Source organism: Clostridium ljungdahlii (assembly GCF_001636845.1).
GTDB lineage: Bacteria > Bacillota > Clostridia > Clostridiales > Clostridiaceae > Clostridium_B > Clostridium_B ljungdahlii_A.
In genome coordinates, this window is the sequence record NZ_LITT01000009.1 from 54,474 (window position 1) to 80,552 (window position 26,079).

General features: G+C 30.2%; 26 protein-coding genes and 1 pseudogene. 18 read left to right on the forward strand and 9 right to left on the reverse strand.

The genetic code is table 11. The features are described 5' to 3' along the window. Positions 1-105 precede the first annotated feature (105 nt). The 7 genes from WY13_RS04825 to WY13_RS04855 form a co-directional block, all read right to left on the reverse strand. Complete coding sequence (locus WY13_RS04825; protein ID WP_063554578.1) at positions 106-1,284, reverse strand: ROK family transcriptional regulator; 1,179 nt, start codon at positions 1,282-1,284, stop codon at positions 106-108. A gap of 190 nt (positions 1,285-1,474) precedes the next feature. After that, positions 1,475-2,842: a sugar porter family MFS transporter gene (locus tag WY13_RS04830; protein ID WP_063554579.1), complete on the reverse strand. Its 1,368-nt coding sequence runs from the start codon at positions 2,840-2,842 to the stop codon at positions 1,475-1,477. A gap of 22 nt (positions 2,843-2,864) precedes the next feature. Continuing rightward, a complete protein-coding gene (locus WY13_RS04835) occupies positions 2,865-3,926 on the reverse strand; it encodes an aldose epimerase family protein (protein WP_063554580.1) in 1,062 nt (353 codons plus the stop codon). 15 nt (positions 3,927-3,941) lie between these two features. After that, positions 3,942-5,462 (reverse strand): xylulokinase, encoded by a 1,521-nt coding sequence (gene xylB, locus WY13_RS04840; protein ID WP_082848379.1) that lies wholly within the window; start codon positions 5,460-5,462, stop codon positions 3,942-3,944. 57 nt (positions 5,463-5,519) lie between these two features. Then, entirely contained in the window at positions 5,520-6,842 is a 1,323-nt protein-coding gene (xylA, locus tag WY13_RS04845; protein WP_063554582.1) for a xylose isomerase, read from the reverse strand. Between the two features lie 190 nt (positions 6,843-7,032). Next, entirely contained in the window at positions 7,033-7,539 is a 507-nt protein-coding gene (locus tag WY13_RS04850; protein WP_063554583.1) for a QueT transporter family protein, read from the reverse strand. Further along, the gene (locus WY13_RS04855) at positions 7,532-8,281 is read right to left on the reverse strand and encodes a hypothetical protein (protein WP_063554584.1); all 750 of its coding nucleotides are present in this window, start codon (positions 8,279-8,281) and stop codon (positions 7,532-7,534) included. The genes WY13_RS04850 and WY13_RS04855 overlap by 8 nt, the downstream gene beginning before the upstream one ends. A gap of 540 nt (positions 8,282-8,821) precedes the next feature. Here WY13_RS04855 and WY13_RS04860 point away from each other — a divergent pair. Further along, positions 8,822-9,250, forward strand: a complete 429-nt coding sequence (locus WY13_RS04860) for an EamA family transporter (RefSeq protein WP_063554585.1) — start codon at positions 8,822-8,824, stop codon at positions 9,248-9,250. Between the two features lie 102 nt (positions 9,251-9,352). After that, the gene (locus WY13_RS04865) at positions 9,353-10,195 is read left to right on the forward strand and encodes a DUF3307 domain-containing protein (protein ID WP_063554586.1); all 843 of its coding nucleotides are present in this window, start codon (positions 9,353-9,355) and stop codon (positions 10,193-10,195) included. 308 nt (positions 10,196-10,503) lie between these two features. Here the strand turns inward: WY13_RS04865 and WY13_RS04870 are convergent, their stop codons facing one another. After that, complete coding sequence (locus WY13_RS04870) at positions 10,504-11,802, reverse strand: IS110 family transposase (RefSeq protein WP_082848380.1); 1,299 nt, start codon at positions 11,800-11,802, stop codon at positions 10,504-10,506. 424 nt (positions 11,803-12,226) lie between these two features. Between WY13_RS04870 and WY13_RS04875 the strand changes: the two genes are divergently transcribed. From WY13_RS04875 to WY13_RS04890, 5 genes are all read left to right on the forward strand, one after another. Continuing rightward, positions 12,227-12,721, forward strand: a complete 495-nt coding sequence (locus WY13_RS04875; protein WP_063554587.1) for a hypothetical protein — start codon at positions 12,227-12,229, stop codon at positions 12,719-12,721. A gap of 478 nt (positions 12,722-13,199) precedes the next feature. Continuing rightward, entirely contained in the window at positions 13,200-13,391 is a 192-nt protein-coding gene (locus WY13_RS21675; RefSeq protein ID WP_063554588.1) for a M20/M25/M40 family metallo-hydrolase, read from the forward strand. Between the two features lie 271 nt (positions 13,392-13,662). Further along, positions 13,663-13,806 (forward strand): transposase, encoded by a 144-nt coding sequence (locus tag WY13_RS20365; RefSeq protein ID WP_082848381.1) that lies wholly within the window; start codon positions 13,663-13,665, stop codon positions 13,804-13,806. A 148-nt stretch (positions 13,807-13,954) separates the two neighbouring features. Next, entirely contained in the window at positions 13,955-14,857 is a 903-nt protein-coding gene (locus WY13_RS04885; RefSeq protein WP_063554589.1) for a LysR family transcriptional regulator, read from the forward strand. A gap of 173 nt (positions 14,858-15,030) precedes the next feature. After that, positions 15,031-16,014: a carbon-nitrogen hydrolase family protein gene (locus WY13_RS04890; protein WP_063554590.1), complete on the forward strand. Its 984-nt coding sequence runs from the start codon at positions 15,031-15,033 to the stop codon at positions 16,012-16,014. Positions 16,015-17,232: 1,218 nt separating this feature from the next. Here WY13_RS04890 and WY13_RS04895 read toward each other — a convergent pair. Further along, positions 17,233-17,652 carry an Ig-like domain-containing protein gene (locus WY13_RS04895; RefSeq protein ID WP_063554591.1) on the reverse strand — a complete coding sequence of 140 codons (420 nt, stop codon included), beginning with the start codon at positions 17,650-17,652 and terminating at the stop codon, positions 17,233-17,235. A gap of 444 nt (positions 17,653-18,096) precedes the next feature. Between WY13_RS04895 and WY13_RS04900 the strand changes: the two genes are divergently transcribed. The 11 genes and pseudogenes from WY13_RS04900 to WY13_RS04945 all read left to right on the forward strand — a co-directional run bounded on the left by WY13_RS04900 (position 18,097) and on the right by WY13_RS04945 (position 25,763). After that, complete coding sequence (locus tag WY13_RS04900; RefSeq protein WP_063554592.1) at positions 18,097-18,540, forward strand: GNAT family N-acetyltransferase; 444 nt, start codon at positions 18,097-18,099, stop codon at positions 18,538-18,540. An 18-nt stretch (positions 18,541-18,558) separates the two neighbouring features. Next, positions 18,559-18,750, forward strand: coding sequence for a hypothetical protein (locus tag WY13_RS04905; RefSeq protein WP_063554593.1), 192 nt, complete (start codon positions 18,559-18,561; stop codon positions 18,748-18,750). Positions 18,751-18,935: 185 nt separating this feature from the next. Then, positions 18,936-20,210: an MFS transporter gene (locus tag WY13_RS20370; RefSeq protein ID WP_082848382.1), complete on the forward strand. Its 1,275-nt coding sequence runs from the start codon at positions 18,936-18,938 to the stop codon at positions 20,208-20,210. Positions 20,211-20,319: 109 nt separating this feature from the next. Next, complete coding sequence (locus WY13_RS21680) at positions 20,320-20,658, forward strand: hypothetical protein (protein ID WP_242866329.1); 339 nt, start codon at positions 20,320-20,322, stop codon at positions 20,656-20,658. Continuing rightward, entirely contained in the window at positions 20,637-22,271 is a 1,635-nt protein-coding gene (locus tag WY13_RS04920; RefSeq protein WP_063554594.1) for a MutS-related protein, read from the forward strand. Before WY13_RS21680 ends, WY13_RS04920 begins: the two co-directional genes overlap by 22 nt. A gap of 43 nt (positions 22,272-22,314) precedes the next feature. Continuing rightward, a pseudogene (locus WY13_RS20375) lies at positions 22,315-22,461 on the forward strand (FAD:protein FMN transferase); the annotation flags it as partial. Between the two features lie 117 nt (positions 22,462-22,578). Beyond that, positions 22,579-23,022, forward strand: coding sequence for an NUDIX hydrolase (locus WY13_RS04925; protein ID WP_063554595.1), 444 nt, complete (start codon positions 22,579-22,581; stop codon positions 23,020-23,022). Positions 23,023-23,069: 47 nt separating this feature from the next. After that, on the forward strand, positions 23,070-23,615 hold the full coding sequence (locus tag WY13_RS04930) for a GrpB family protein (RefSeq protein WP_063554596.1): 546 nt from the start codon (positions 23,070-23,072) through the stop codon (positions 23,613-23,615). A gap of 123 nt (positions 23,616-23,738) precedes the next feature. After that, complete coding sequence (locus tag WY13_RS04935) at positions 23,739-24,215, forward strand: NUDIX hydrolase (protein ID WP_063554603.1); 477 nt, start codon at positions 23,739-23,741, stop codon at positions 24,213-24,215. A gap of 204 nt (positions 24,216-24,419) precedes the next feature. Then, on the forward strand, positions 24,420-24,929 hold the full coding sequence (locus tag WY13_RS04940; protein ID WP_278321770.1) for a class I SAM-dependent methyltransferase: 510 nt from the start codon (positions 24,420-24,422) through the stop codon (positions 24,927-24,929). A 21-nt stretch (positions 24,930-24,950) separates the two neighbouring features. Continuing rightward, entirely contained in the window at positions 24,951-25,763 is an 813-nt protein-coding gene (locus tag WY13_RS04945; RefSeq protein ID WP_063554597.1) for an aminoglycoside adenylyltransferase domain-containing protein, read from the forward strand. The last annotated feature ends 316 nt before the right edge of the window (positions 25,764-26,079 follow it).

Genomic DNA, 26,079 nt, shown 5'->3' on the forward strand with positions numbered 1-26,079 from the left:
TATTCAATTAATTTATACATATAATATAACTTTTAGAATACTTTGTCAACATGAAATTTAAATTTTTACTTTCTATAGATAAAAATAATGTGTCTCTTCAATATATCATAATACATTGTCATTTAGAAAAAATATATTTTCCATAGGCAAAAGTGCTGCCCCATATACAGCTGCATTTTCCCCCAGATTTGAAAACATCACATTGCACTGGCTTTCATCATAAAAGCTGTTATCCGTAAATATCTTTTTAATTAGTTCTTTTTCTATGAAATCCTTGTAAGGAAATATCTCACCACCTATAAGTATATTTTTAGGATCTAATGTCAATATTATATTTTTAATGCCTTCAGCTAAAAAATCAATATATGTATTCAATACTGCTTTTGCTTTTAAATCCATTTCACTTCTCTTTAAAAAATCGTCCAAGTTTCCATTCACATCATCAAATGCTTCCCTGTATGCACCAAGTAGTGCCTTTTTAGAAGCATATAGCTCCCAGCACCCTTTTCTTCCACAATTACACCTTTTGCCATCTTTTACGATAGCCATATGCCCAAATTCACCTGCACGTTTATTAAATCCCTTATATACGTTGTTTGCTATAACTACACCTGTTCCAATACCTTCTGTAATAGATATAAAAACAAGGCTATTTTTCGCATCATTAAAATTAATAAATGTCTCTGCATAAGCTGACGCATTTGCTTCATTTTCTATAAAAATAGGAAATTTGAAATACCTCTCAAATTTTTTAAAAGATACATTTTTAAATCCCAAATTAGGTACATTTTTTAATAGGAGTTCTTTTTCATTTACCGTACCAGGTAAGGAAAATCCTATTCCGAGTATTTTATCCGGTGAAATATTAAAATTATTCACCAAATATTCAATAGCCTCTGCCGTTTTACAAATCACATCAGTAAAATCATATAATTTTTCCGGCATACTAAAGTCTATTTCATGTATTATTTTAAAATTCAAATTTGTAAGTATAATTTTTACCTTATCTTTTGTAATCCACACTCCAAAAGAATATCTGCTGTCCGGCAGGAATTTGAGAATCGTAGGCTTCCTGCCACCAGTTGACTCTGCAACTCCAGCTTCCTCCAAAAAACCCTGTTCTATAAGTTCATTGCTGTTACTTATAACTGTTGGAATGCTTATATTAAGCTTTTGGGATATTTCCTGCTTTGTAAGTTTATTATTCCTATATAGCAAGTTCAATATTTTTTTCTGATTTAATATTCTTATTGTTTCTTGATCTACTGATTTTAATCTACTCATCTTAGTACCACCAATCAAATTTTAAATTATCCCTATAATAATTTAATTATATCATTACTGTATGTAATTTTTAAGTAAACGTTATAAACAAGCATAAATTTGTGATTTTTTCTCTATATAAAACGGGTGTTGATGATTTTTTCACATCAACACCTAAAATTGCAGTTAACAAACATATTAAATAATCTTTTTAACTAACTTTCTTTCCTTGTTCACCAGCACGTACTCTAAGAGTAGTTTCAATTTCTTCAAGTGATCGATTACGTGTTTCAAACACTTTGTAATGAACAAACCAAATTGCTACGAAACAAATAACTCCATAACCTATGAACAAATTACCAGTCCCAAAGAAGCTTAATAATGTTGGAAATGTTAATGATACTACCGCATTAGAAGCCCAGTTAACTACACTGCCAAATGAATTACCTAAGCCACGAATGTTTAATGGGAATACTTCACCAATCATAACCCACATTACAGGTCCCCAAGTAGCTGAAAAGAAAGCAATGTAAACGGTTAATGCAATAACACAAATAATTGAGCCAATAAATGAACCATTAGACAATTTCATTGAAAAGCTCATAATTAATAAAGAGACACCCATTCCAAGGCCACCATAAATCAACATCTTTTTACGATCAATTTTATCCATAATAGCAACAGCTACAGCAGTAACAATGACATTAAAAATTCCAATTCCAATGTGAGCAAGTAAAGCTGCTTGAACACCAAAACCAACAGCAGTAAAAATAGTTGGTGCATAGTAGAGAACTGTATTACACCCCATAACTTGTTGGAAAATAGCTAAGCCAACAGCAATAACCAATGCTGGATGAACAAATTTGCCAAATAACTCGCTAAGTCCACCACTTTTAATTTCAGCTTGTTTCTTAATCTCAACAAGTTCAGCATCAACAGCTTTTTGATTATGTTCATTCATCTGATCCAAAACTTCTTTGGCTTTATCAAGCTTTCCATCTTTAACTAAGTAACGAGGACTTTCTGGTAATACAAGAGCACCTAGGAAAAGTATTGCAGATGGAATAGCCGCAAAGCCAAGCATCCAACGCCAACCACTATGTAAGCCTGAGAAACTGTAGTTAGTAATATAAGCTAATAAAATTCCACTCATAACCATTAATTGAAATAAGCTTGACATAGATCCACGTTTTTCAGCAGGTGATAATTCTGCTAAGTATGTTGGAATTAGTGCTGATGCAGAACCAACTGCCATACCAAGAATAATACGTGATATAATAAGTGTACTAAATCCTATTGAAAATGCTGATCCAAGTGCTCCAATAAAGAAAATAACTGCCGATAATAAAATCAACTTTCTACGTCCATGCCTATCAGACATTGGTCCAATAATTGCAGCTCCAAGAACGGCTCCTACTAATACAGCACTAACAACCCACCCTTGCTGCCATGAATCAAGACTCATTTGTTTTTGGATAAATAAGATTGCTCCTGAAATAACTCCAGTATCATAACCAAATAAAAGACCGCCAAGTGCACCAAAAACATATACCACCGCACTATTAATTTTTACATTCATTAAACCCATCTCCTCTTTTAATTTATATAGTCAAAAATTTATATATTGTCGTATGCCTATACTTTTCTCCTACCTTTAATACAGGTGATGGAAAATTATTATGATTTAATGCATCAGGAAAATATTGAGTTTCAAGACACAATCCACTATTTTTAGTGTAGCAAGTATCTTCCTTACAATTTTCAAATTCATTTAAATAATTTCCCGTATAAAATTGTACTCCTGGTTTAGTCGTATACACTTTCATAACTCTTCCACTATGAGGATCAAGAACCTCTGCTGCCATTTCTAGACTTTTTCCCTTTTTATTTAATATCCAATTATGATCATATCCATTTCCATAAATCATTTGGTCATATTTACTTGATATATTTTTACCTATCGTAGTCAACTTTCTAAAATCCATAGGTGTATTCTCTACAAACCTTATTTCACCTGTAGGAACGCTTTCCTTATCATTAGCTGTAAATTTATCTGAATTTATCATTACTTCATGATCCAATATGCTTTTAGACAGATGCCCTGACAAATTGAAGTATGAATGGTTCGTAAAATTAACCACCGTATCCTTATCTGAAACTGCAAAATAATCAATTCTGAGTTCATTGTCTCTTTTAATCGTATACACAACTTTAACATTAAGGTTACCTGGATATCCTTCTTCTCCATCTTTACTCATGTATGATAATTCAAGACATTCACTTCCATCGTCATCTACATATGTCCTCGGTGTCCATAAAACTTTATCAAATCCTACTTTTCCTCCATGAAGCTGATTTTCTCCTTCATTTTTAGTCAAACTATATACTTTATCATTTATCTTAATTTCCGCACCTTTTATTCTATTTGCATTACGTCCTATAATTGCTCCAAAGAAAAACTTTCCTTTTATATATCCCTCTAAATTCTTATACCCTAGTACAATATCATCAAGCTTGCCTTCCTTATCCGGCACCGTAAGAGAAATCACTCTTCCACCATAGTTTGAAATTTTAACACTCATACTATTCTCATTAGACAGTGTAAATATATATGCTTCTTTGTCTTTAGATACCTTTCCAAAAACTTCTTTCATAATCCCCATAATAATAAGATCTCCTTATATGGATAAGTTATCTATTTCTTTAAACTTATCTTTTAAACAACTATATAAAGATGAATAAACTTTATATAGTTTATCATACTTTTCAACATTTTCTCTTATAGGCTGTATTTTATCCGTTGTCTTTATCAAAGCTTTACATGCCTCATCTACTGAATTAAAAAGTTTACATCCAACTGCTGCAAGTATTGCTGCACCATAAGCTGGACCTTCCTTTGAATTTATAATACTTACATTTAAGTTGAAAACATCTGCAATTATCTGCCTCCAAAGCTTACTCTTAGAACCTCCGCCGCTTATTCTTACTTCCTTCATATCAACATTTAAGTTTTTAAGTATTTCAAGTGAATCTCTAAGAGCAAAAGATACTCCTTCCAAAATGGATCTTGTCATATCTCCTCTTTTATGTGTCACATTTAATCCAATAAAACTTCCCTTTGCACAAGGATCGTTATAAGGTGTTCTCTCCCCTATTAAATAAGGTGAAAAGAATAACTTATTACTTCCTACAGGAGAACTTTCTGCTTCTGAAAGTAATTTTTCAAATACATCTCCACCTATATCTGAATTAACATTATCAACCCACCATTTAAGGCTTGATGCTGCAGATAGTATTACACCCATTTGATGCCACTTGCCATTGGCATGGCAAAATGAATGAAGCCTATTTTCCTTATCTACATAAAACTTTTCACTTGATGCAAAGACAACACCAGATGTTCCAAGTGCTACAGATAATACTCCAGAATCAACTGTTCCAGTACCTATAGCTCCAGCTGCCTGGTCACCTGCTCCAGCTATTACTTTTGTAGATGTTGAAAGTCCAGTTTCACTTGATACTTCTTCTGAGACATTACCTACAACTTCATAGGATTCATAAACTTTAGGTAAAACATCTTCTTTTATCTCAAGTAAATCTAATACTTCGTTAGACCATTTTCTATTTTTCACATCAAACATTACTGTTCCAGAAGCATCAGACACATCAGATGCAAATTTCCCGGTAAGTTTAAAACTTATATAGTCTTTAGGAAGCATCATATGTGCTATTTTAGCATATATATCTGGTTTATTTTCTTTAACCCAAAGTACTTTTGGAAGTGTAAAACCAGTCAGGGCCATGTTACCAGTATACTTTGAAAGTTTATCTTGTCCAAATTCTTTATTTAAGTAATCACACTGTTTTTGTGTCCTTTGATCACACCACAATATGGCCGGCATTAAAACCTTACTTTTACTGTCAAGAATTACAAGTCCATGCATTTGTCCACTAAAACTTATGCCTCTAATAGTTTCTGGTTTTATATTATGATTATTTATAAGTTCTCTAATTCCATCTTTAGTACTATTCCACCAATCATCAGGATTTTGTTCTGCCCATCCGACCTGAGGATAACTTATACCATAGTCTTTAGATACACTGGTTAAAAGTTCACCTTTTTCATTCATTATGATAAGCTTTACAGAAGAAGTCCCTAAATCAATTCCTAAAAAATTCACAGTAATCTCTTCTTTCATGAAATTATTGGTATTTCAGTAGAGGCAGTTTAAAACCACCCCTACATGTTTTAAATTCTATTTATTCTCAAGTATATATTGATTTACTACTGATTCTAAATATTCTTGTCTTCCTGATTTATTATTTATATCATTATTTCCCAAAGCATATTTTTCTAATTCCTCAAATCCTACTTTGCCATCTACTATGTCTTTACCTATCCCTGTAGAAAAGCTTGAATATCTTTCTTTAATAAAGTTTTCAATAGGAGCATCTTGTAATAATTTATATGCCACTCTAAGTCCTTTAGCGAAACTATCCATTCCTGCTATATATGCTAAGAATAAATCTTCTGGTTCAAAAGATGCTCTTCTTACCTTTGCATCAAAGTTTAATCCTCCTGGTGCTATACCGCCATTTTTAAGTACTTCGTACATTGATAATGTTGTATCGTATACATTTGTAGGAAATTGATCTGTATCCCATCCAAGATGTGGATCTCCCTGGTTTGCATCTAAGCTTCCAAGTGCATTATTATTTCTTGCTAAGCATATTTCATGCTGGAAAGTATGTCCTGCTAAAGTAGCATGATTTGCTTCAATATTTATCTTGAAGTAATCTTCTAGCTTGTACTTTCTTAAGAATCCTAAAACAGTTGCTACATCAAAATCATACTGATGTTTTGTAGGCTCCTTTGGCTTTGGTTCTATAAGAAATTGTCCTTTAAATCCTATTTTCTTTGCATAATCTACTGCCATCTGTAATATTCTAGCAAAGTTGTCCATTTCAAATCCCATGTCAGTATTTAGAAGTGTTTCATATCCTTCTCTTCCACCCCAAAATACATAGTTTTCTCCACCTAATTCATTTGTAACTTCTATTGCTTTTTTTAGCTGTGCTGCTGAATAAGCATAAACATTTGCATTACATGTAGTTCCAGCACCATGTACAAATCTTGGGTTATTAAATAAGTTAGCCGTACCCCATAATAACTTTTTATTGTTCTTTTTCATTAAGTCCTTACACATTGCTACTATTTCATCTAAATTTTTATTTGTTTCTGCAAGGTCTTTTCCTTCAGGCGCTATATCTCTATCATGGAAACAAAAATAATCTATATCTAGCTTGTTCATAAATTCAAATGCTGCTTCCATTCTTGCTTTAGCAAGCTCCATTTTATCGTTTACATTATCCCATGGTCTAACCATTGTTCCTGATCCAAACTGATCAGTTCCATTAGCAGTTAATGTATGCCAGTAAGACATTGAAAATCTTAAATGATCTCTCATCTTTTTTCCGCCAATTACTTCATCAGGATTATAATATTTAAATGAGTAAGGATTTTTCGAATCCGGTCCTTCATAATTTATTTTAGATACATTATTAAAGTACTCTTTCATCACAATCACTCCTTATTTTATTGTTGAATCTAGTATAACACCTTATTAAAACTTTTTCAAGTGCCTTTATAAAGTTATCTTATTAACATACTTTCCTTATATTTTACATATGTGCTATATTATTAGTCTGAAATATAGTAAAAAGGTAGCTTTATACTCAATAAAGCTACCTTTTAAAGGGCTAATATTACTAATTAAATTTTATATTATCTATTTTCTTATTAGGAAATTTTATCTTCATTCTATCCAAAAATGCAGTATTTTTAAAAATCTTTCTAAATACAAAATACCCCAAAACCATAACTATAAGTTCCCCTAATGCCTGAGTAAAAAATGTGTAGAAAAAAGGTACTTTATAAAGTACATGAAGTTCCTCTGCTATAATTGCACTTCCTAAAACAGGCCATATAATTGAAACAAGCATATTTTTCGTTTTCCACATTGCATAAGTTGCCAAAAGAGTAGCAAAGCTTCCAACAAACACATCCACTATACTAAAGCTATAAAAATTTGCAACAGCACATCCTACAGTTAGTGAAATTATATAAAATGGATCTATAAAAGCCAGGAAATTAAGCATTTCACTAACTCTAAGCCCTATTGGCCCCCAATAAGAAAGCTGTCCTAGTGCAATAGTTGAAACTATGTATATTGCAGCTACTATAGCTATTTTTACTAATTTATTAGTTCTACTCATTTATTTTGCCTCCAACTCCATCTAAATTCGCACCACATCTAGTATCTATATCATCTAATATCTCCACTCTATCATAATAGTTAGTCTGAAGAGATTGGAACAAATGGCTATGATAAAACTCCTCTATGAGCTCATTGTCTCTCTTTACTTTTGTAGTATTTTCACAAAATATATTTATTGTAACTCTTTCAAAATATTTTAGTGCCAATTCTACATCTCTTTGTAATTCCGTAATATTTTGTCCAACCATACCAAAGAGTAAGTTAACCCAATCAAAATTTTTAAATTCACATGCTTTTCTATCCCCTATTCCTTTATTTAGCACATTTTCTCTGTAACTTATATCAAAGCTCTCTGCTCCTACTATAAATTTTAATTCTGTAGGTCTAAATTGTTCTCTAAATAGTTTTATATCATTTTCATATTTAACATGACTTTCCATAATCAGCTGTCTTATATTTTTATTTCTACATAATTTAATAAGCTCAAATACAGTGGCAGTATCTAGTTCACTGGCACTTCCAGAATTCATTATCTGAAGTACACCATATTTCCCCGTAACTTTTTCAAGCACTTTATGATTCAATTTATGATTTCTAAAGGCATTGTAATCCTCATCCAGATGGTAATCACAAAATATGCAGTTTCCCCAAAAGCATCCGCTGCCCCTTAGAAGCACTACTTCCCTAGGCAGCCTTTTAGTAACCTGCCCATATCTTTTTAACTTTGGTAAACGATTCATTTAACTTGTCCTCCTTGAATTTGAAAAGATGCATATAAGAAATGGAACTATCCTGGACGTGAAAAAAAGGCAGAGATATTTTCCACCTTTTAATTACAAAATAAACTATCTAAATAGCTAATCCCTAGTTTTATTTATAGACAGGATGGTTACGAACTGTCTTATACAATTTTCTCAGTTTATTATACGCCATAAAGTGTCTAAAATCAAGGTGTCTGAGAAAAATATATATTTTGTATTTTTTAACAAATGATACGAAATGTTATTAAATTTTGTGTTTTACGTTTGCAAATATGTTTGCAAACAATACTTTAGATTTATTATAATATATACCATACTTTCATATTACTTATTGAAGTTATTAATTTATATTGAATTTGTTGACAATTTTTGATATAATTCATATATCATTTATTAATTAAATGTAATAAATATACTACACAATTTAATGTATTAGCGGAAAGATAAGCCCGGAAAGTAATCTATTCCCGGGCTTTTGTATTTTTAACAAAATTTATGAGTAAAGGCAAGGTTAAAATTATGTTTATGTATGTATTTTCAGTTGTACTTATAATTGCAGCAAATATCTTTTATAACATATGTCAAAAATCAACACCACAAAGAGCAAACCCATTTATAGCGCTATTCGCCACCTATGCAATAGCATCAATAGTAACTTTAATTTTATTTCACTTTTCTAAAACAGATAAAGGATTTTTGGGATCAATTAAAGATTTAAATTGGACTAGCATAGTCCTCGCTTTTTGTATAGTAGGACTTGAATTTGGATATATCATGGCCTACAGATCTGGTTGGAGCATAAGTGTATGCCCTCTAGTAGCAAACAGCATTCTTGCAGTTCTGCTCATTCCCATTGGGATATTCATTTTTAAAGAGAATTTTGAATTAAATAAGCTATTTGGAATAATATTCTGTATTATAGGTTTAGTACTAATAAACAGAAATTAAAATGACAAATATTGGTCTACGTGATATAATTAACCTACTACTTAGTCATTATAGTACTCACTTAGATTTTCTATATACTCAGATATATGGAGGTTAAAATAAGTGGTCTTTTTACAATTAGCTATTTTATCCCATTGCTTAGCAGATTTTATATTTCAAAGTAATGATATTGTACAATTAAGAAAAAGTTCTAATTTAAAGAAGTGTTTAAAAGGTAATATCATCCATGCCATAATCGTATTTAGCATATTATTTACCTTCCTAATTGTTGGATATAAATTTGAAACAACATTAGCTTATTCACTTCTAATAGGACTTTTTCATTTTGCTATTGACTTAATTAAAAATTTACTTTCCCTAAAGATAAAATCTATATATGATAGACCTATTTGTCATCAAAAAACATCTTTCCTTTATATTATTTTAAGTCCCCTATACCGATGGATTAACTCCTTAATTTTTATTATAGATCAAATCCTACATGTAGCAGTTATCGCTTTTATTTGGGGACAAACTAGCATACAAAGTAGTGAAAACATTATCAACTGTATCTACCTCAATAAAAATTCTACTATAGATATTCTAAATTATTTAATTATATACCTGTATGTATGTTTTGGTGGAAGATTCTTTATAAATGTTGTTATATCTGAACTTTATCTTCAACCATATAAAAATAAGGCAATGAATGTTCAAATCATATACCCTTTAGAAAAGACTTCCGCCAGTGACTATATAGGAATATTTGAAAGATTTATTATAATTACTTTAGTTATCAATGGAGCATATCAGGCAATAGCATTTATATTCACAGCAAAGTCAATAGCAAGGTTCCGTGAATTAGAAGAAAAATATTTTGCTCAATATTATCTAGTAGGTACTCTATTTAGTACATCCCTTGGCATTTTAGGTGGGATTTTTCTGAAATATATAATCAATAAATAGTTAAATATTTTTACTCACCAATCTTATTTACAAATCATAAAATATCACAAAAGATAATTTGTGTAAATATCACTTAAAAACGTGTTTGGATTTTTAGCTAAACATTGTATGTGTTTTGATTAAAACCTAAACGCGTATAATTTTATTTCACAAGACAACTATGTGACAAAAATAATGTAATGTAAGTATGAATGCATTCTAGCAATCTGGTAATATGTCAAGATAGTTTTTTAAAAGATTTCGATATGTTTTCCTTAAAAAAGGGTACACAAAATAGACGTTCGAATTTTTGACAAAAAAATCGAATGTTAGTTCGCCTTGATATGAAATTCGGTGTCTAATTTTTCACCGGTGTACAGTTGGTTTTTGACCAGCAAACCAAAAACGAGTCGTACGAATTTACGAGATGTCAACGCAAGTGCTCTTTTGTGCTGATGTTTCGGAACTTCGCTGTATTTTTTAGCGTAGTAGTCCCGATACTCAGGAATGTATCTTCTGACACTGTTGGCGGCTTCGCCAAGATAATAACGCAAATAAGTATTACCAGCTTTCTGCATACAAGTGTCTTCTCCATCGAAGTCACCAGACTGATTTTTTGACCAAGTAAGCCCTGCATACTTGGCTAAAGCATCAGATGAATGAAAAATATTTATATCGCCAATTTCAGCAATGATTCCAGCAGCAAACACAGGACCGATACCATTAATTGATTTGAGAATGGTAAGTGCATTAGGATTCATGCCTTTGATTGTTTTTTCAATGGCATCATCAATAGCCTTAATTTCTTTCTTAAAAGTATCAATACAGTTGAAAGAACTTGCCAAAGAGATGTTTAAAGGCTCATAAAGGCATTTGTCAAGGCGATAGGAATCCCTCGCAGCTTTCTTCAAAAGCTCAGTAGTTTTTGAAATATCTGCAATTCTGTTCCTGCTTTTTTCAGCAATGAATGTAAGCAGCTCCTCTTCAGAAGCATCAATAATCTCTTGAGGAGATAAATATTCTGTAAGGATAGCAGATGAAGCGGCACCATAAATGTTGCTAAATGGCTGGTTTCCTCCGCTAAGGAGCTGTAGTTCACTGAATTTGAGATATAGGTTAGAAACCATGTATGTCTTCTCTCTAGTAATGCATTCTGTCAGATGCAAGCGATGTCTGGTAAGACGTTTTAAAGCCAAAAACTGGCTTCCACGCCAAGGCTGTATTTCGATTAAACCAGCTCTTGCAAAATCAGCAATAATAAAGGCATCCAAAGGATCCGTTTTAGCCATAGCAGTAAAGGCTTTCCTATAGTTAGCTGTCATCTTTGGATTTAGACAGAAAACATAAGGCTTGAATGGAAGCAATATTTCGCAAGTAGAAAGATGGTTCGCTATGTGAATGTTATAAACAGAAGTAGATTCCATAGCAATGACAATGGTATTCAAATCAGAATGAGCAACCATACAATCTTTGATTAAAGCAGAGAGTTCATCTGCACCAGGCTGATTGTTGGAGAAAGAAGTTTGTATATATTTGTTTTTGTAAAAATCCATTGCATAAACAACATTGGATTTGGAACTGACATCAATACCGACAAACAAAGTAGACATAAAGTTAATCTTTAACATGATATCACCATCCTTTCCGATTAAGTATTTTTGAAATCTGAAGCAAAAGGTTTATCCCAGGCATCATGTAGTGACCGCAACCTCGCGTAATCAGCATGCACCCTGCCAGCTTTTTTGCTGGAGCTACGACAGGGGATGAAACATCTGTGTAAGCGGAATATGCTACATGAACCAGGCTGAAAGCTAAAAAAGCAGACACAACAAGCGTTGGCTGAAAGGAGTGAAAGCAGTGCCTTCGGACATCAGACTCTGCTGATATCATACCACAGGATAATCTTTATTGAATATATAAATATTAATTGTATAGATGGGAATAGGATGAGGAAGAATCCCTCAAAGATGTCTCCTATCTCTATACTATAAAAAAGATAAGTTTATAACCAGTTTTTCTTGGCTATAAACTTATTATACGAGGAGTAACATAATGGAACGGAAAAACAAATCAATAATTTCTTGCTTAGCAGTAATTACAATAATTATAGGAATAGGTATGTTTTTAAGCAAAAATACTTTCTTTAATGAATTTAGTAATAATTATCTAACAAGTAAATCAGATAATGAAACAAGTTTTGCATATAATAAGAATAACAAGAAAACTAATAATGGTGAAAGTTTTGATTTTGGCGGGTTTAATGGTAAATGGTCATTGATTCAAATTGACTCTAATAAGAACAATGAAATAACTGTACATAGTAATACGAAAATTACTAAGGGTAAGTTATGTATTGTAGCTCTTGATCCAAATTATAAAATTGTTGGTAAAATTGAAGCAAAAGATAAGGAGTCAGAAATAAGCTTTATAATATCCACAAAGGGAAAATATTTAATAAGGATTGTTGGCAAAAATGCAAGTGGTAATTTTGATGTAAGAATTAGCTCAACTAATAATATAGATATTTCTTATAAAGATTTTATGTAAAATACATTGTATTAGTTTAATTGATTGAAGCACTGTATTATTCATGGTTAAATTTTAGGATGCTTTTAGCTACTTTTTCAAAGGTTATATTTTTTACATCTATAATATAGAAATAAATACATAGTAACAAAAGTTAGTAAAATAAAATTAAAAAACATGTTTTTCTCCACCTGCAGGGTGGGGATTTTTTTATATAAAAATTTAAATTATAAACGAGTTAACCGTTCCTCCTTTAAGATTTTACTCCATATTAATAGTGAGAAATAAAGAGAAAAAACTAATCCAGTTACAAAAATATGTTGTTCATATAAGAAATTTTAAAAGTCAAGATAGAAAACATAATTTTTACAATAAATATTATAATAACCAAAACATGGTTTTTAAAAGAGCAAAAAATATATCTTTATTGAAATAGGATTCTTTTACTTTTTTTTAATTTGAAACAATTAATCAACTTGGATGGACCTTAGGAGCAGCAATGATTTTAAGTAAGTTACAGGAAGAGTTTGCTGGTGCAGTAAAATTTGTTTTTCAGCCAGCAGAAGAGATTGCAGCTGGTGCTAGAAAAATGGTTGAAGAAAAGGCGGACATGGTTCCTGCCTCAAGACTGTGTGGATCCTATTGCTGTAGTAAATCAGATATATATGAGCTTGCAACAAATTGTTCCTAGAAAAGTGAAACCAGGAAATGCAGTGGTTTTAACTATAGGATCTATACATGGAGGCCATATGGATAAAGGATTAATTAGGCAACCTTACTTCAAACATTATCGATAGTTCTCCGCATACTTTCCGCCAGTTACGAGTGATAGGTTCCATTTCTTTGAAGATTCAAATGGAGCTAAATACAAAGCTTTAAGCAATCTGTTAAGCTACTATAGATATTTGGACAATTACAATATATATGCTATATACTAAATATAGTAAGTAATTGAGGTAACTATGAGAGGACAACATTATACTCAAGAACAAAAAGAACAAACATTGAAAGAGGCTAAAGAGGTAGAAAATGTTTCTTTAGCAGGAAGAAAGCATAGAATATCAAATAGCACAATTTTTACTTGGATAAGTAAGTCAAAAAAATAAAGATCAAATAAAAACTAAACCAAGTAGAAAAGTTTCAGTAAGGGATTAATCGGAAAATACTATTCTTTACAGTTCTATATGTATTGAAATTACTATAATTTTTATCTTACTCACGTTAATCAGTGAAAACTGTGAAAGGAGAATACATATGAAAAATATAGCAATACAAGATTTATCTGATTTTTTACAAGTATGTGAAGATAAAAGTATTACAAAAGCATCAAAATCTCTGTTTATTTCTCCTCAAGGATTAAGTAAAGCTATAAAAAGATTAGAGAACAAATTAGGCGTTAAATTGTTTTTAAGGAAATCTAGTGGAATGGAACTTACATCCTATGGGATTGTAGTTAAAGAAAGCTGTAAGAAAATTTTAGATGAATTTGAAAAAATGAATATTAATATTGAGAAAATATTGAATATTAATAGAGAAAAAATAAAATTGGTTTCAGCCTACGGTATTTTAAGATTACTTACTCCAAATTGTGTTTTAAATTTTAAAAATAAGAATCAGTACATAGACTTTGAATATGAAGAATTTCCAGATATTTATGTTGATGAAAATGTAGAAAATGGCAAAGCAGATTTAGGATTTACTATAGAACCAATTGATAATACAAAGTTTAATAAGATTCCTTTAAAATCATATAGGTTATGTCTTTTAGTTAATAAAAGACATAATTTAAGCAAAAAAAAAGAAATATCATTTGAAGATTTAAAAGATGTCAATATGGTTATTGAAAGCAAAAAATTTAAGTTGAATTCTATAATTAGAGCTAAATGTAACAATTTTGGATTTGAACCCAAAATTATTTTTGAGACAAGTGGTTTTAGTCTTTGTCATAAACTTTGTCATCAAAATAAATGTGTTTCTGTTACTACTGATTTTATTAGTAAAGATATGAAACATCATGATTTGGTGGTAATTCCTTTCCAAGACCAATCTTGTAAATGGTCCTCTTGTATCATTTTAAAAAAGGGAGGATACGTATCTGATGCAACAAAAAAATTTATTGATTTTGTTGTTTACTGGAGTGAAAATGTAATTAAATAACAATAATGCATTATACTATATGAAGTATCAATTAATGGTTTATATGTGTAAAATATAATTTGATATTCAACAAAAAAATAAGTGCTATAATTAACTTGATAAATAACTTGTGCAAGCTTTTATTGATTAATAAAAATTATATATAAAATATCAAAAATGAGGTGTATATAATTATGTCAAAACAATATCCGAAATTTAAAGCAGCAGCAGTTCAGGCTGCACCAGTATATTTGAATTTAGATGCAACAGTTGAAAAGTCTTGTAAGTTAATTGATGAGGCAGCATCAAATGGAGCAGAATTAGTAGCATTTCCAGAAGCTTTCTTACCAGGATACCCTTGGTTTGCTTTTATTGGACATCCAGAATACACAAGAAAGTGGTATCACAAATTGTATAAAAATGCAGTAGAAATTCCTAGTTTGGCAATTCAAAAAATAAGCGAAGCAGCAAAAAGAAATAAAATCTACATTTGTATTTCTTGCAGTGAGAAAGATGGAGGATCATTGTATCTAGCACAATTATGGTTTAATAAAGAAGGAGATTTAATTGGAAAACATAGAAAAATGAGGGCTTCTGTTGCTGAAAGACTCTGCTGGGGTGATGGAAGTGGAAACTTAATGCCTGTATTTGAAACTGAAATTGGAAATTTAGGTGGATGTATGTGCTGGGAACATCAGGTACCATTAGATCTTCTTGCTATGAATTCTCAAAATGAACAAGTTCATGTAGCATCTTGGCCTGGATATTTTGATGATGAAATCTCAAGTAGATATTATGCAATTTCTACTCAAACTTTTGTATTAATGACTTCGTCAATTTATTCAGAAGAAATGAAAAATATGATTTGTGAAACGAAAGAGCAAAGAGATTATTTTGATACGTTTAAAAGTGGACATACTTGCATTTATGGACCTGATGGAGAACCAATTAGTAAAATGATTGAAGCAGAAACAGAAGGAATTGTATATGCGGACATAGATGTAGAAAAAATAATTGACTTCAAATATTATATTGACCCAGCTGGGCACTACTCTAATCAAAGTCTTAGTATGAATTTTAATCAAAATCCAACTCCAGTTGTTAGAAAATTTGGAGAAAGAAGCAATAAGGTTATAACGTATGATGAAATTAATTTATTAATAGGCAGTGAAGAATAAATTAATTTTAAGCTGAGATAGAGAACCAAAATAATTTGAACTATTTTGAGGTGTGTCGCCAACATTTCCGACTTATCTATACTATAAAAATACGTAGTAAACATAGTAAACTAAGTACTTGTAAACTTAGCTATTTGACCTTATTAACCCCATTCCTGAATTATAAATTTTGTCAATGTTGTGCTCTTTTAAACGCTCATTTTAATCTTGATTACATTTATAATTCAGAGTACCTTTTTAAATGTCAAATGGCGATATACCACACTTATATATTAGCTATGTGAGATATATTTATTTTACTAGGTTAATGTGGCTTTAATATAGATAATCCGACAAAACCTATGCTAAGACAAAAATGGGCAATTAGTGGTTTTTCTAATTTTGTAGACCAACTGAAGTATTGTGGGGAGGGGTCCTGTAATACGGATGGTGGTAGACGAGTGATTAGGGGGGAGAAATCCCAATGTCATTAGGTTAAAAAATAAATATTATGGTTATGGAACAGAGTATGTTTAAAAATACATACCTGTTCTTTTTTAGGTGCGTCCAGTATGGGCGACAACTTGGCGGCGAAAGTCAGCTGTGGACTTGATAGTGGGAACTACTAGCTGAAGGCGAGGATGTCCTCTGTGAGGAGAAATCTGAAGGAAGCATTGCAAATTCTCGGTCTGAGGTAAACGAATCACATATAAGACTTATAATGTATAGAAGTATTAGGTGGAGATAGTGTTGTTGGCATAAAAAGTAATTGTGCGCCCAGCAAAGGGTAATTGACCTAGCAGGTGGAAATCCTGCCTGAGTAAGGTCTAGTTAACCAGTAGTAGCGAGTCTTGAGTTGCCATCAGTAATGGTGGGAACTAAGCGTAGACAGCGAGAAAGCAGGGTTGAAGAGCTATTGAGCCTCGAAATTTTATATATCCAGATGGTTGACGTATTAATTACTGCGGAAAACAACATCGCATAGGTCATAATGGCAAGAGCTATGTGGCACTGCGGGGTCAAAGGGCCAATCATGCTTTACACTGTGGCTAATTATCAACTAGGGAGAGACTGTTGTTTCTTGAAAATAAGTATGGCAAACAACAATAAAACGGAGAATGTCAAACAAATGACAGGTAGTCGGATAGTCTCATAGTACTGCAGAGACTGGGTAATGCCAGTGGAGGGAAGGAGTTTACATAGCTCAAATTGATTCTACTAGCAATGATTATGGAGGCATTAATTGATAAATTTAACAATTAATGTGGTTGTTGCAGTTATATTATTTGTATTTACTATACCATTAACCATTGTTAAAGTACCTGTAAATTTATAAGTCCCTGCTGCTGTTGTAATTGCTGGCTTGTCCCATGTTACAGCTAAAGCTTTAGTTGTTCCGTCAGATAATGTCGCTATAACGGTTGTTGGTAATGTATAAATATCACCTATATTAACAGTAGCAGTAATTGGATTAATTATTGATATAATATTATTGCTAACAGTTATAATACAAGAAGCAGTTTTTCCATTAACAGTAGTTGCTGTAATAATAGCAGTACCAGCACCTACTGCAGTTATTATTCCATCACTTACGATAGCTATATTAGGATTTGAAGAAGTCCATATTATATTCTGGCTGTTACTTATAGAATCAATCATTTTGTTATCACCTTTTCATTTTACTATTTTTAAAATTACTATATTTCAAGAAGATTAAAATTGGATTAAAATTATCTTAAATTTATCTTAATACAATGATTTTTTTATTAAATAAAATCAGTTATGGTTGTGAAAGCTGGTGGAGCATGATTGAGAAAGGAGGGGATTCTTAAGGAAGATGAATTATTTATATAACAGAAAGATAAATAAGAATTTATAAGCTAGCTTAAATTCACTATTGCTTAAAAGTTAATTTTATGATACCATATAAGGCAATTAAATAATATGATGCTTATTCTTATCCCCGGGTAAGGATGTTAAGAAGCACTGAATATATTCCATTAGGGCCTTTTTAAGGAGGAATAATATTCAGTGCTTTTGTGTCTATTAGGAGGGTAAGCATTATATTAAAATCTAATATTCTATGTATATGGAGGTAATTTAATGAATTGGGACATTAAAAAATTTAGTCAATTTAAGGTCGAAGAAATATACAAAATTTTAGCATTAAGAAATAAAGTATTTATTGTAGAACAGGAGTGTGCATACCTTGACTGTGATGATAAAGATTTAAATTCATATCATTTATTTTCTGAAGAAAATGGAGAAGTAATTGCATACTTAAGAATTTTGGAAAAGGGAGTTTCTTACGATGAAATATCAATAGGAAGAGTAGTCGTAAAAAGAAATTATCGTGGTAAAGGAATTGCAAGAGAAATGCTGTTGAAAGCTATTGAATTTATAGAAAATACTTTAAAAGAAGATACTATAAAAATTCAAGCACAAGCATATTTACTTAATTTTTATAGTAGTCTTGGCTTTAAAGCAGTTTCAGAAGAATATCTAGAGGATAATATTCCACATATAGATATGCTATATAAAAAATAAATTTAGAAGGATAATTTTATGAGTAAAAAGAGAATTAAAATGTTTGAAAAAATTATACCTGTTCTTTATAATACAGTGCTTTTTATAACTATTGTATTTGTATTTTTGTGCATAGTTTATGACAGAAAACAATTTGTTCCACTATTTGTATTTCTTTTCTTCTTTAATCTATTTTGGTATACTTTATATGAATATATTCAAACACTGTAAGGTGAGTATCTGTTATTTTTAGTCAATATGAGGTGTGAATTATTTTATTAGAGTTGGAAAAGAGCAAGTATCTTTTTTGTAATAGAAATTTTGTGTTTAGTAATAATGTTTTTATAAAATGCCGCAACTGTAAATTAAGACGCACCTATAATATATTTTAAAGTTTCAAATATTAAAGGAGAATTATGGACAAAGCAGTTAAAGATACAGTGAACGAACTAAATTTAGTTGATAATTCTAAAATTAATAAAAAATTCAGTGATAAAATATGGAATCGAAATTTTACTTTATTATTTCAAGGACAAGCAGTATCTATTTTGGGAGATAATGTTTTTAATATTGCACTTGAGTTTTGGGTCCTTACGAAAACAGGTTCTGTATCATTAATGGGTACACTTTTAGCAGCTATCACTTTGCCTAAAGTATTTATTTCTCCATTTGCTGGAGCTTTTATTGATAGGCATGATAGAAAAAAAGTGTTGATTACTACTGATGTTATTAGTGGTATAACTATTCTCTTTATTGGAATAACAGCCATAATAGGTTCTTTACAAGTATGGATGGTTTTTATATCAGGTATTATTACAGGTGTATGCAGTTGCTTTTTTTATCCAACTATAAATTCTTGTATACCTGATATAATTCCAAAATCTAAATTACTAAAGGCTAATTCTATACTTTCTTCAATCAGTTCAGTAAATGATATGGTAGGATATGCTTTTGGCGGTTTCTTAGTCCAAATTGTTGGTGCCCCCATTTTATTTATCTTTAATGGACTTAGTTTTTTATTTTCAGCAACTTCAGAGTGCTTTGCTCAAATACCACAAATTAAATCATCTCTAAAAAATATAAATTTTATCGAAGATATGAAAATAGGTATACATCTTGTAAATAAATTAAAAGGTATCAAGTATATTTATATTACCATTTCTTTTTTGAACTTGTTTGCTTCAATGTCAATGACTCTCACATTACCTTGGTTCAAAATAAATAATCAACTGGGAGTTGGATTATATGGAATAGCAATGGCAATTAATACTTTTGGAATATTTGTGGGTTATACTATTCTGTCTGTGTTTGAAATGAAAAAAGAAAATAAGTTTTATGTATTTATTATAAGTGGAATTATAATTTCCTGTACTATGATTATTTACTCCATGACTTTAAATTTTTATTTTATTGCCGTATTGTTTTTTATTGATGGCCTATGCCTGGCAGTAATGGGTTCCTTATTGCAAACAAGTATGCAAAATTTTGTACCCTCAGATATGAGGTCAAAAGTATTTGCATTTGAAAATGCATTATCTTCTGCTTTAATGCCAATAGGTATGGTATTTGCAGGTATATTGGGGGCAAGGATACAAATGAATAAAATTATATTTGCAGATTACGCAATATTTCTTGTGCTATTCATATATCTTTCGTTTTTAAGATGTGTTAAGGAAACAATTAATATATAATAGATTAAGACATAATATTCTTGCATTATTCATCAACTAAAAAGACAATACTACTTTTTTCATTTCTACTTTGCCTATGGTTATATGGATGGACCTATTGCCACGATATATGCTTATATTTAAAGTTAAAACATTTATTTATGAAATTAAAAATTCCTGTGAAATAGAGGGAAATAAGATGATACCAGCACTAAAAAAATATGAAAAAAGAAAAAGTAAATATAACCTATTACTTAAAAAGCAACAAAAATGTATAGATACTATAAGTAGGCTAAGATTTGTTGTTTTTGTACTAGGAATTATAGTTTTAGTGAGAATGTATATATTAAAAAAGCCTTTTTTATTTAATTCTATAGTTTTAGTTATGCTTATTTTATTATTTTACCTAGCTTATTTACATAGAGGTATAGAAAATAAAAAAAATATATGGTTGCATTATACGAAGTAAATGAAACTGCAATAAAACGATTGAAGGGGAAGTGGAAAGATTTTGAGGATATTGGTGAAGATTTTATAAATAAGAATCATAATTACTCATACGATCTTGATATTTTCGGTAAGGGTTCTTTATTTCAATGGATAAATACAGCTCATACTTATATTGGAAGACAAAAGTTGAAGAAACTATTAACAGAAAAGCCTAAAAGTGAACAAAATATATATGATAGACAGTCTGCAATTATAGAACTTGCACACAAAATATGTTTTAGACAGCGATTTGAGGCAGAAGCAAAAATAATTTCTAACCATAAACAAAATCCAGAAGAACTTTTTTTATGGTTTAAAAAAAGAAATAAGTATGTATTAAAAAAGCAATTTATTTGGACTTTAAGAATTTTTTCAATAGTAACTGCGGCAACGAGTGTAACGTTAGCAGTTAAAATATTTTATTATGCTCTAGCTGTTTTATTTGATATTCATAAGAGTGTACCAGAATTATTTTACTTAATTCCTAATTATATTCCTGTTCTTTTTATATTGATTCAATTCATTTTCTTAAGAATAAAAAGAGAAGACAGAATGAAAAATTTAATTATTGCTGAGAAATATAATGATAGCATAAAAGTATATAGAAATATGCTTAGACTTATAGAAAAGTATAAATTTAAGTCAAGGTATATTATGAATTTATGCAAAGGACTTAATAGTAAAGATGAATTAAGTGCATCTAAACAAATAGATACTTTTTCTAAAATTTGTGAATCTATAGCTAATAGACGCAATATGATATATTCTATTTTAAACCCGATTCTCATGATAGAATATCACTGGACTATTTCTATTGAAAGATGGAAGATAAAATCAGGAAATGATTTTAAAAAGTGGATTAATATAATAGCAGAATTAGAGGCATTAGGTAGTGTTGCAGTTATTAAGCATGATAATCCATATTGGAGTATGCCTAAAATTGTAACTGGATCGTCAAGAATTATAGCGACAAATATGGGACATCCTCTTTTAGGAGAAAATCGAGTATATAATGACTTAAAAATAGAAGAACCATATCCAGTTATGCTTATAACAGGTTCAAACATGTCTGGAAAGAGTACATTTATGAGAACTGTAGGAATTAACATTGTATTAGCATATGCTGGGGCTCCTGTATGTGCAAATGGATTTTGCTGTACTATTATGGATATATATAGTTGTATGAGAATAAATGATAATCTAGGACAAAATATATCTTCTTTTTATGCAGAAATATTAAAAATCAAAAATATTGTTAAAGCCTCAAAGGAAGGGAAAAAAGTATTATTTTTATTAGATGAAATTTTTAAAGGAACTAATTCAAAAGACAGGCATACTGGAGCTATGATTTTAGTAAGACAATTAAGTAGAGCTGGGAACTTGGGATTTATATCTACACACGATTTAGAGTTAGGTGAAATGGCAAACCATAAAAACTCAAAGGTTAAAAATTATCACTTTTCTGAATATTATAGAGATAGTATGATTCATTTTGATTATAAATTGAAAGTTGGAATTTCAACTACAAGAAATGCCATGTATTTAATGAAATTAGCTGGGATCAATATAGAAGAAAATAATAAAATTCAATAGCTTAAGGCTATGAAAATAACTCTCCAAAGAAAAATTTTCTAATGGTGCTTTTGATCCAACGATAGAACCAATTACTGATCTATGGGGTATAGGGACAAATCATGAAAAAGTTCCAACAAAAAATGAGATTAAAAAAACTAGAGGTCTAGTAAATTATAATGACATTATTATTGATGAAAAAAATATTTAAAGTAACTGATACTAAGTACAAAATTGCAAATTAAATAATTTATATTTAGATTGCAACTTTAAAAAGGTAAAATATTATGGAAGAACTATAGGTTAATATAAGAAAGTAGGGGTAAGTATGAGAGCACCATATCAAGTTTTAGTATTTCCTTATTATATAAATGATAAGGGTATAGAATATGCTATATTTCGCAGAAGTGATGAAGGTTGGTGGCAAGCTATTTCTGGCGGTGGAGAAGATGGCGAAACGATAATGGAGTCAGCTAAAAGAGAAGCATGGGAAGAAGGAGGAATTTCTAAAGATTTACCGTATGTGAAGTTAGACACAGTTAATTCAATTCCTGCTGAAGAATTTGCAGATAGTATTTATTGGGATGAAAATATCTATGTGATACCAGAAAATTGTTATGGAGTTGAGATAATAGATAAACAATTAATACTTTCACATGAACATACAGAATACAGGTGGATGAGCTATAATGATGCTATTTCATGTTTAAAATGGGATGGAAATAAAGTAGCACTTTGGGAACTTAATAAAAGACTTAGCAAGAAAATTTAATTGTTAAGATGGAATGTTCTTATTCTACGATATTAGGAGGAGTAAGAATGCAAGGAGTTGAGCGTCATAAGGTTAGACTATTGCCTCATTGTGAAGAATGGAAAGAGGAATTTGAAGAAGCAAAAAAACAATTGAAAGAAATTTTCGGGGATAATGTAAATGACATACAGCATATAGGCAGCACCTCAATTAATGGTATCTACGCCAAGCCAATACTTGATATTGCCATAGTATTAAAATCATTTGAAGATATGAACATAGAAGGAATGAAAAGGGCAGGTTACGATTATTGTGGTGCACAAAACAACAAAAAGAATAGGTATCTTTTTGTTTTAAGAGGTGAAGGAGAGATTTCATTAAGGCACATTCATTGTTATAAATTAAACAATGTTGACTTTTATTTTGTGACACGATTCAGAGATTTCCTAAATGAGCATGAAGAGTATGCTAAAGAGTATAGTGATTTGAAAATATCTTTAGTAAAGCAATACCCGGATGATAGGATTACATATACAGATAAAAAAGAAAGTTTTGTAAGAATGATATATCAAAAAATTGATTCCGGGAAATACAAGGATGACATAATCAAATAAGCATAATTAGAAATTATTTTACTGTGGAATATTCTTAATATAATTCGCTAATCGTAAAATCACCATATATGAACCATTATAATTTATGACGAAGAAAAGAGTGTTTATATAATGAACAGGAGTATGTATGTGGAAGATAAAGATATAGTATTTAAAACCAATCAAAGTTGCTTTATTTATAGGGTTGCGGCAATTATTATCAAAGACAACAGATTGCTTATGGCAAAACATGAAGATTATCCATGTTATTATACAGTTGGGGGAAAAGTTAGAATAAATGAAACCTCGGAGGAAGCCGTTATCCACGAGTCCCATGAGGAAACAGGAATTGAATTTAAAATTGATAGACTTTGCTTTATCCAAGAAAGATTTTTTGAAATAGCAGGAGAACATCATCACGAAATTGTGTTCTTTTATTTAATGAAATACATTGATGGAATAAATATTTTAGATGGTACATATACCGACCAAGGTGAAAAGGAAACTTTACAGTGGATACCTATTGATGAATTGGAGCATATAAATATTGTGCCTAACTTTTTAAAAACTAATTTAACTAAAATAAATGAAAATATTATTCATATTATATCGAAAGAATAGTCTTGTTAAATGAGTATGCCCATAGTTCACGATGTTCTTATATTGCTTATTAAATTGCAGCTTTAAAATCAAATGGAGGTTAAAATGGATATTTCATCTTTTTTAAATAACATAAAACAATGGGCAAATCAAAATGAGGACATAAAGTCATTAATTTTATTAATGACTTTGGAAAAGTAAATTATATAACATACATACTTTGATATTTCAGAAGATAATAAAAAGTATGCACTTGAAGTTGCAGATGAAGCTAATGTGGATATTGATTTTATAGTTGGTGATGTATTGAAAATTGATATGACAAAATATGAAAAATATTTTGACGTGGTTTTTATGGAAGGAGGAATCCTGTATTATTTCCATGATATCAACCAATTTATGAAAATAATGCAGCAGCTTTTAAAAACAAATGGAAAAATGATTTGTAGTGACTTTCATCCATTTCAAAAGATATCAGATATACTAGGGTTAGAACAGCCAACAATGAGTTATTTTTCAACAAATGTATTTGAAGGTGAAATGGCTCATGCAAGATTTTTTCCTGATGAAATTCGCAGACAAATGCCATTATGTAGTTATAGGAAATATACCATTAGTGAAATCATTAATGCAGTTATAGAAAATGGATTTACTCTTAATAGATTTGATGAACATCCATCTTGGGCAAATGAAGATGTACCTGGAGAGTTTACGATTATAGCAAAGAAGAATTAGATGTAAATAAGGAGTGTCAATATGAATGAAAAAATTCCTAATATCTTAAGACCTATGTTATATGAATATGAAGCAAATTTAAAAAAATATTTTGGAAGTAACATATTTGGTGTGTACCTTTATAATTCTGTCGCTTTAGGTGGTTTTGATAAGGATAAAAGTGATATTGACTTTATTACAATACTAAACAAAGATTTTGAAGACAAAGATATATCAATAGTAGCCCTTATACATAATGAATTAAATAGTAAATTTAAATATGCTAAAAGAATGGAAGGTATGTATCTTACTAAAGATAAGGTAGGAAAACCTAATTCCAAAATAGAACCTTATTTATATTTCTGTGATGAAAAGCTCAATAGTTATGGTTATTATGATATAAATTATGTTACTTGGTGGACATTAAAATATAATGGAATATCTATAAATAGTCCTGATGTTAGCAGCCTAAATATAAATGTTCAGTGGAGTAATATTGTAGAAACAATGAATTATAATTTAAATAGTTATTGGAAAAAGAAATTGTGTGAAAAGAATACATTTTTATCAGATGAATGGATTGAATTTGCTGTTTTGACATTATGCAGAATATTATACACCCTTGATAATAAAAGCATAGCTACTAAAATTGAATCTGCTAAGTATACAATAATGAGTATTCCTGATGAGTATAAATTAATTATTGAAGAGGCTATAAGAATTAGAAAAAACTCTTGTGATAGATCTTTATATGAAACAGAATTTAAAAGAGAAAATGAATTAAAATTTTTTGCGAATTATTTAATAGATTATTGTAATAAAAAATATAGTTTGGTAGTAACGAATTTAATTTGAATATTTTAAACTTGAAGTATTATTAATTATGTGTTGTAAAATAAAATTTATGTGAAGTAAAGCCAGCTCTAAGATAGTGTAAAGTGAGCTATGAAAAAAATAACTCTAAAAAATATGTCCATAAGAGCTTAGGTGGTTGTGAATTTTTCCTAAAATAAGGTTTGATTGTTAGAACCGCCACCCTTGACTGCATGATAAATAAATGCTCTAAAATTGCAACCGACGGCGAAGAAACTCAAAAACAGATAGAGTTCACCGTCTTGTTCACAGCATTTTAGCATTTATTTATAACGCCATCAAGGGCAAGCCCGAAGGG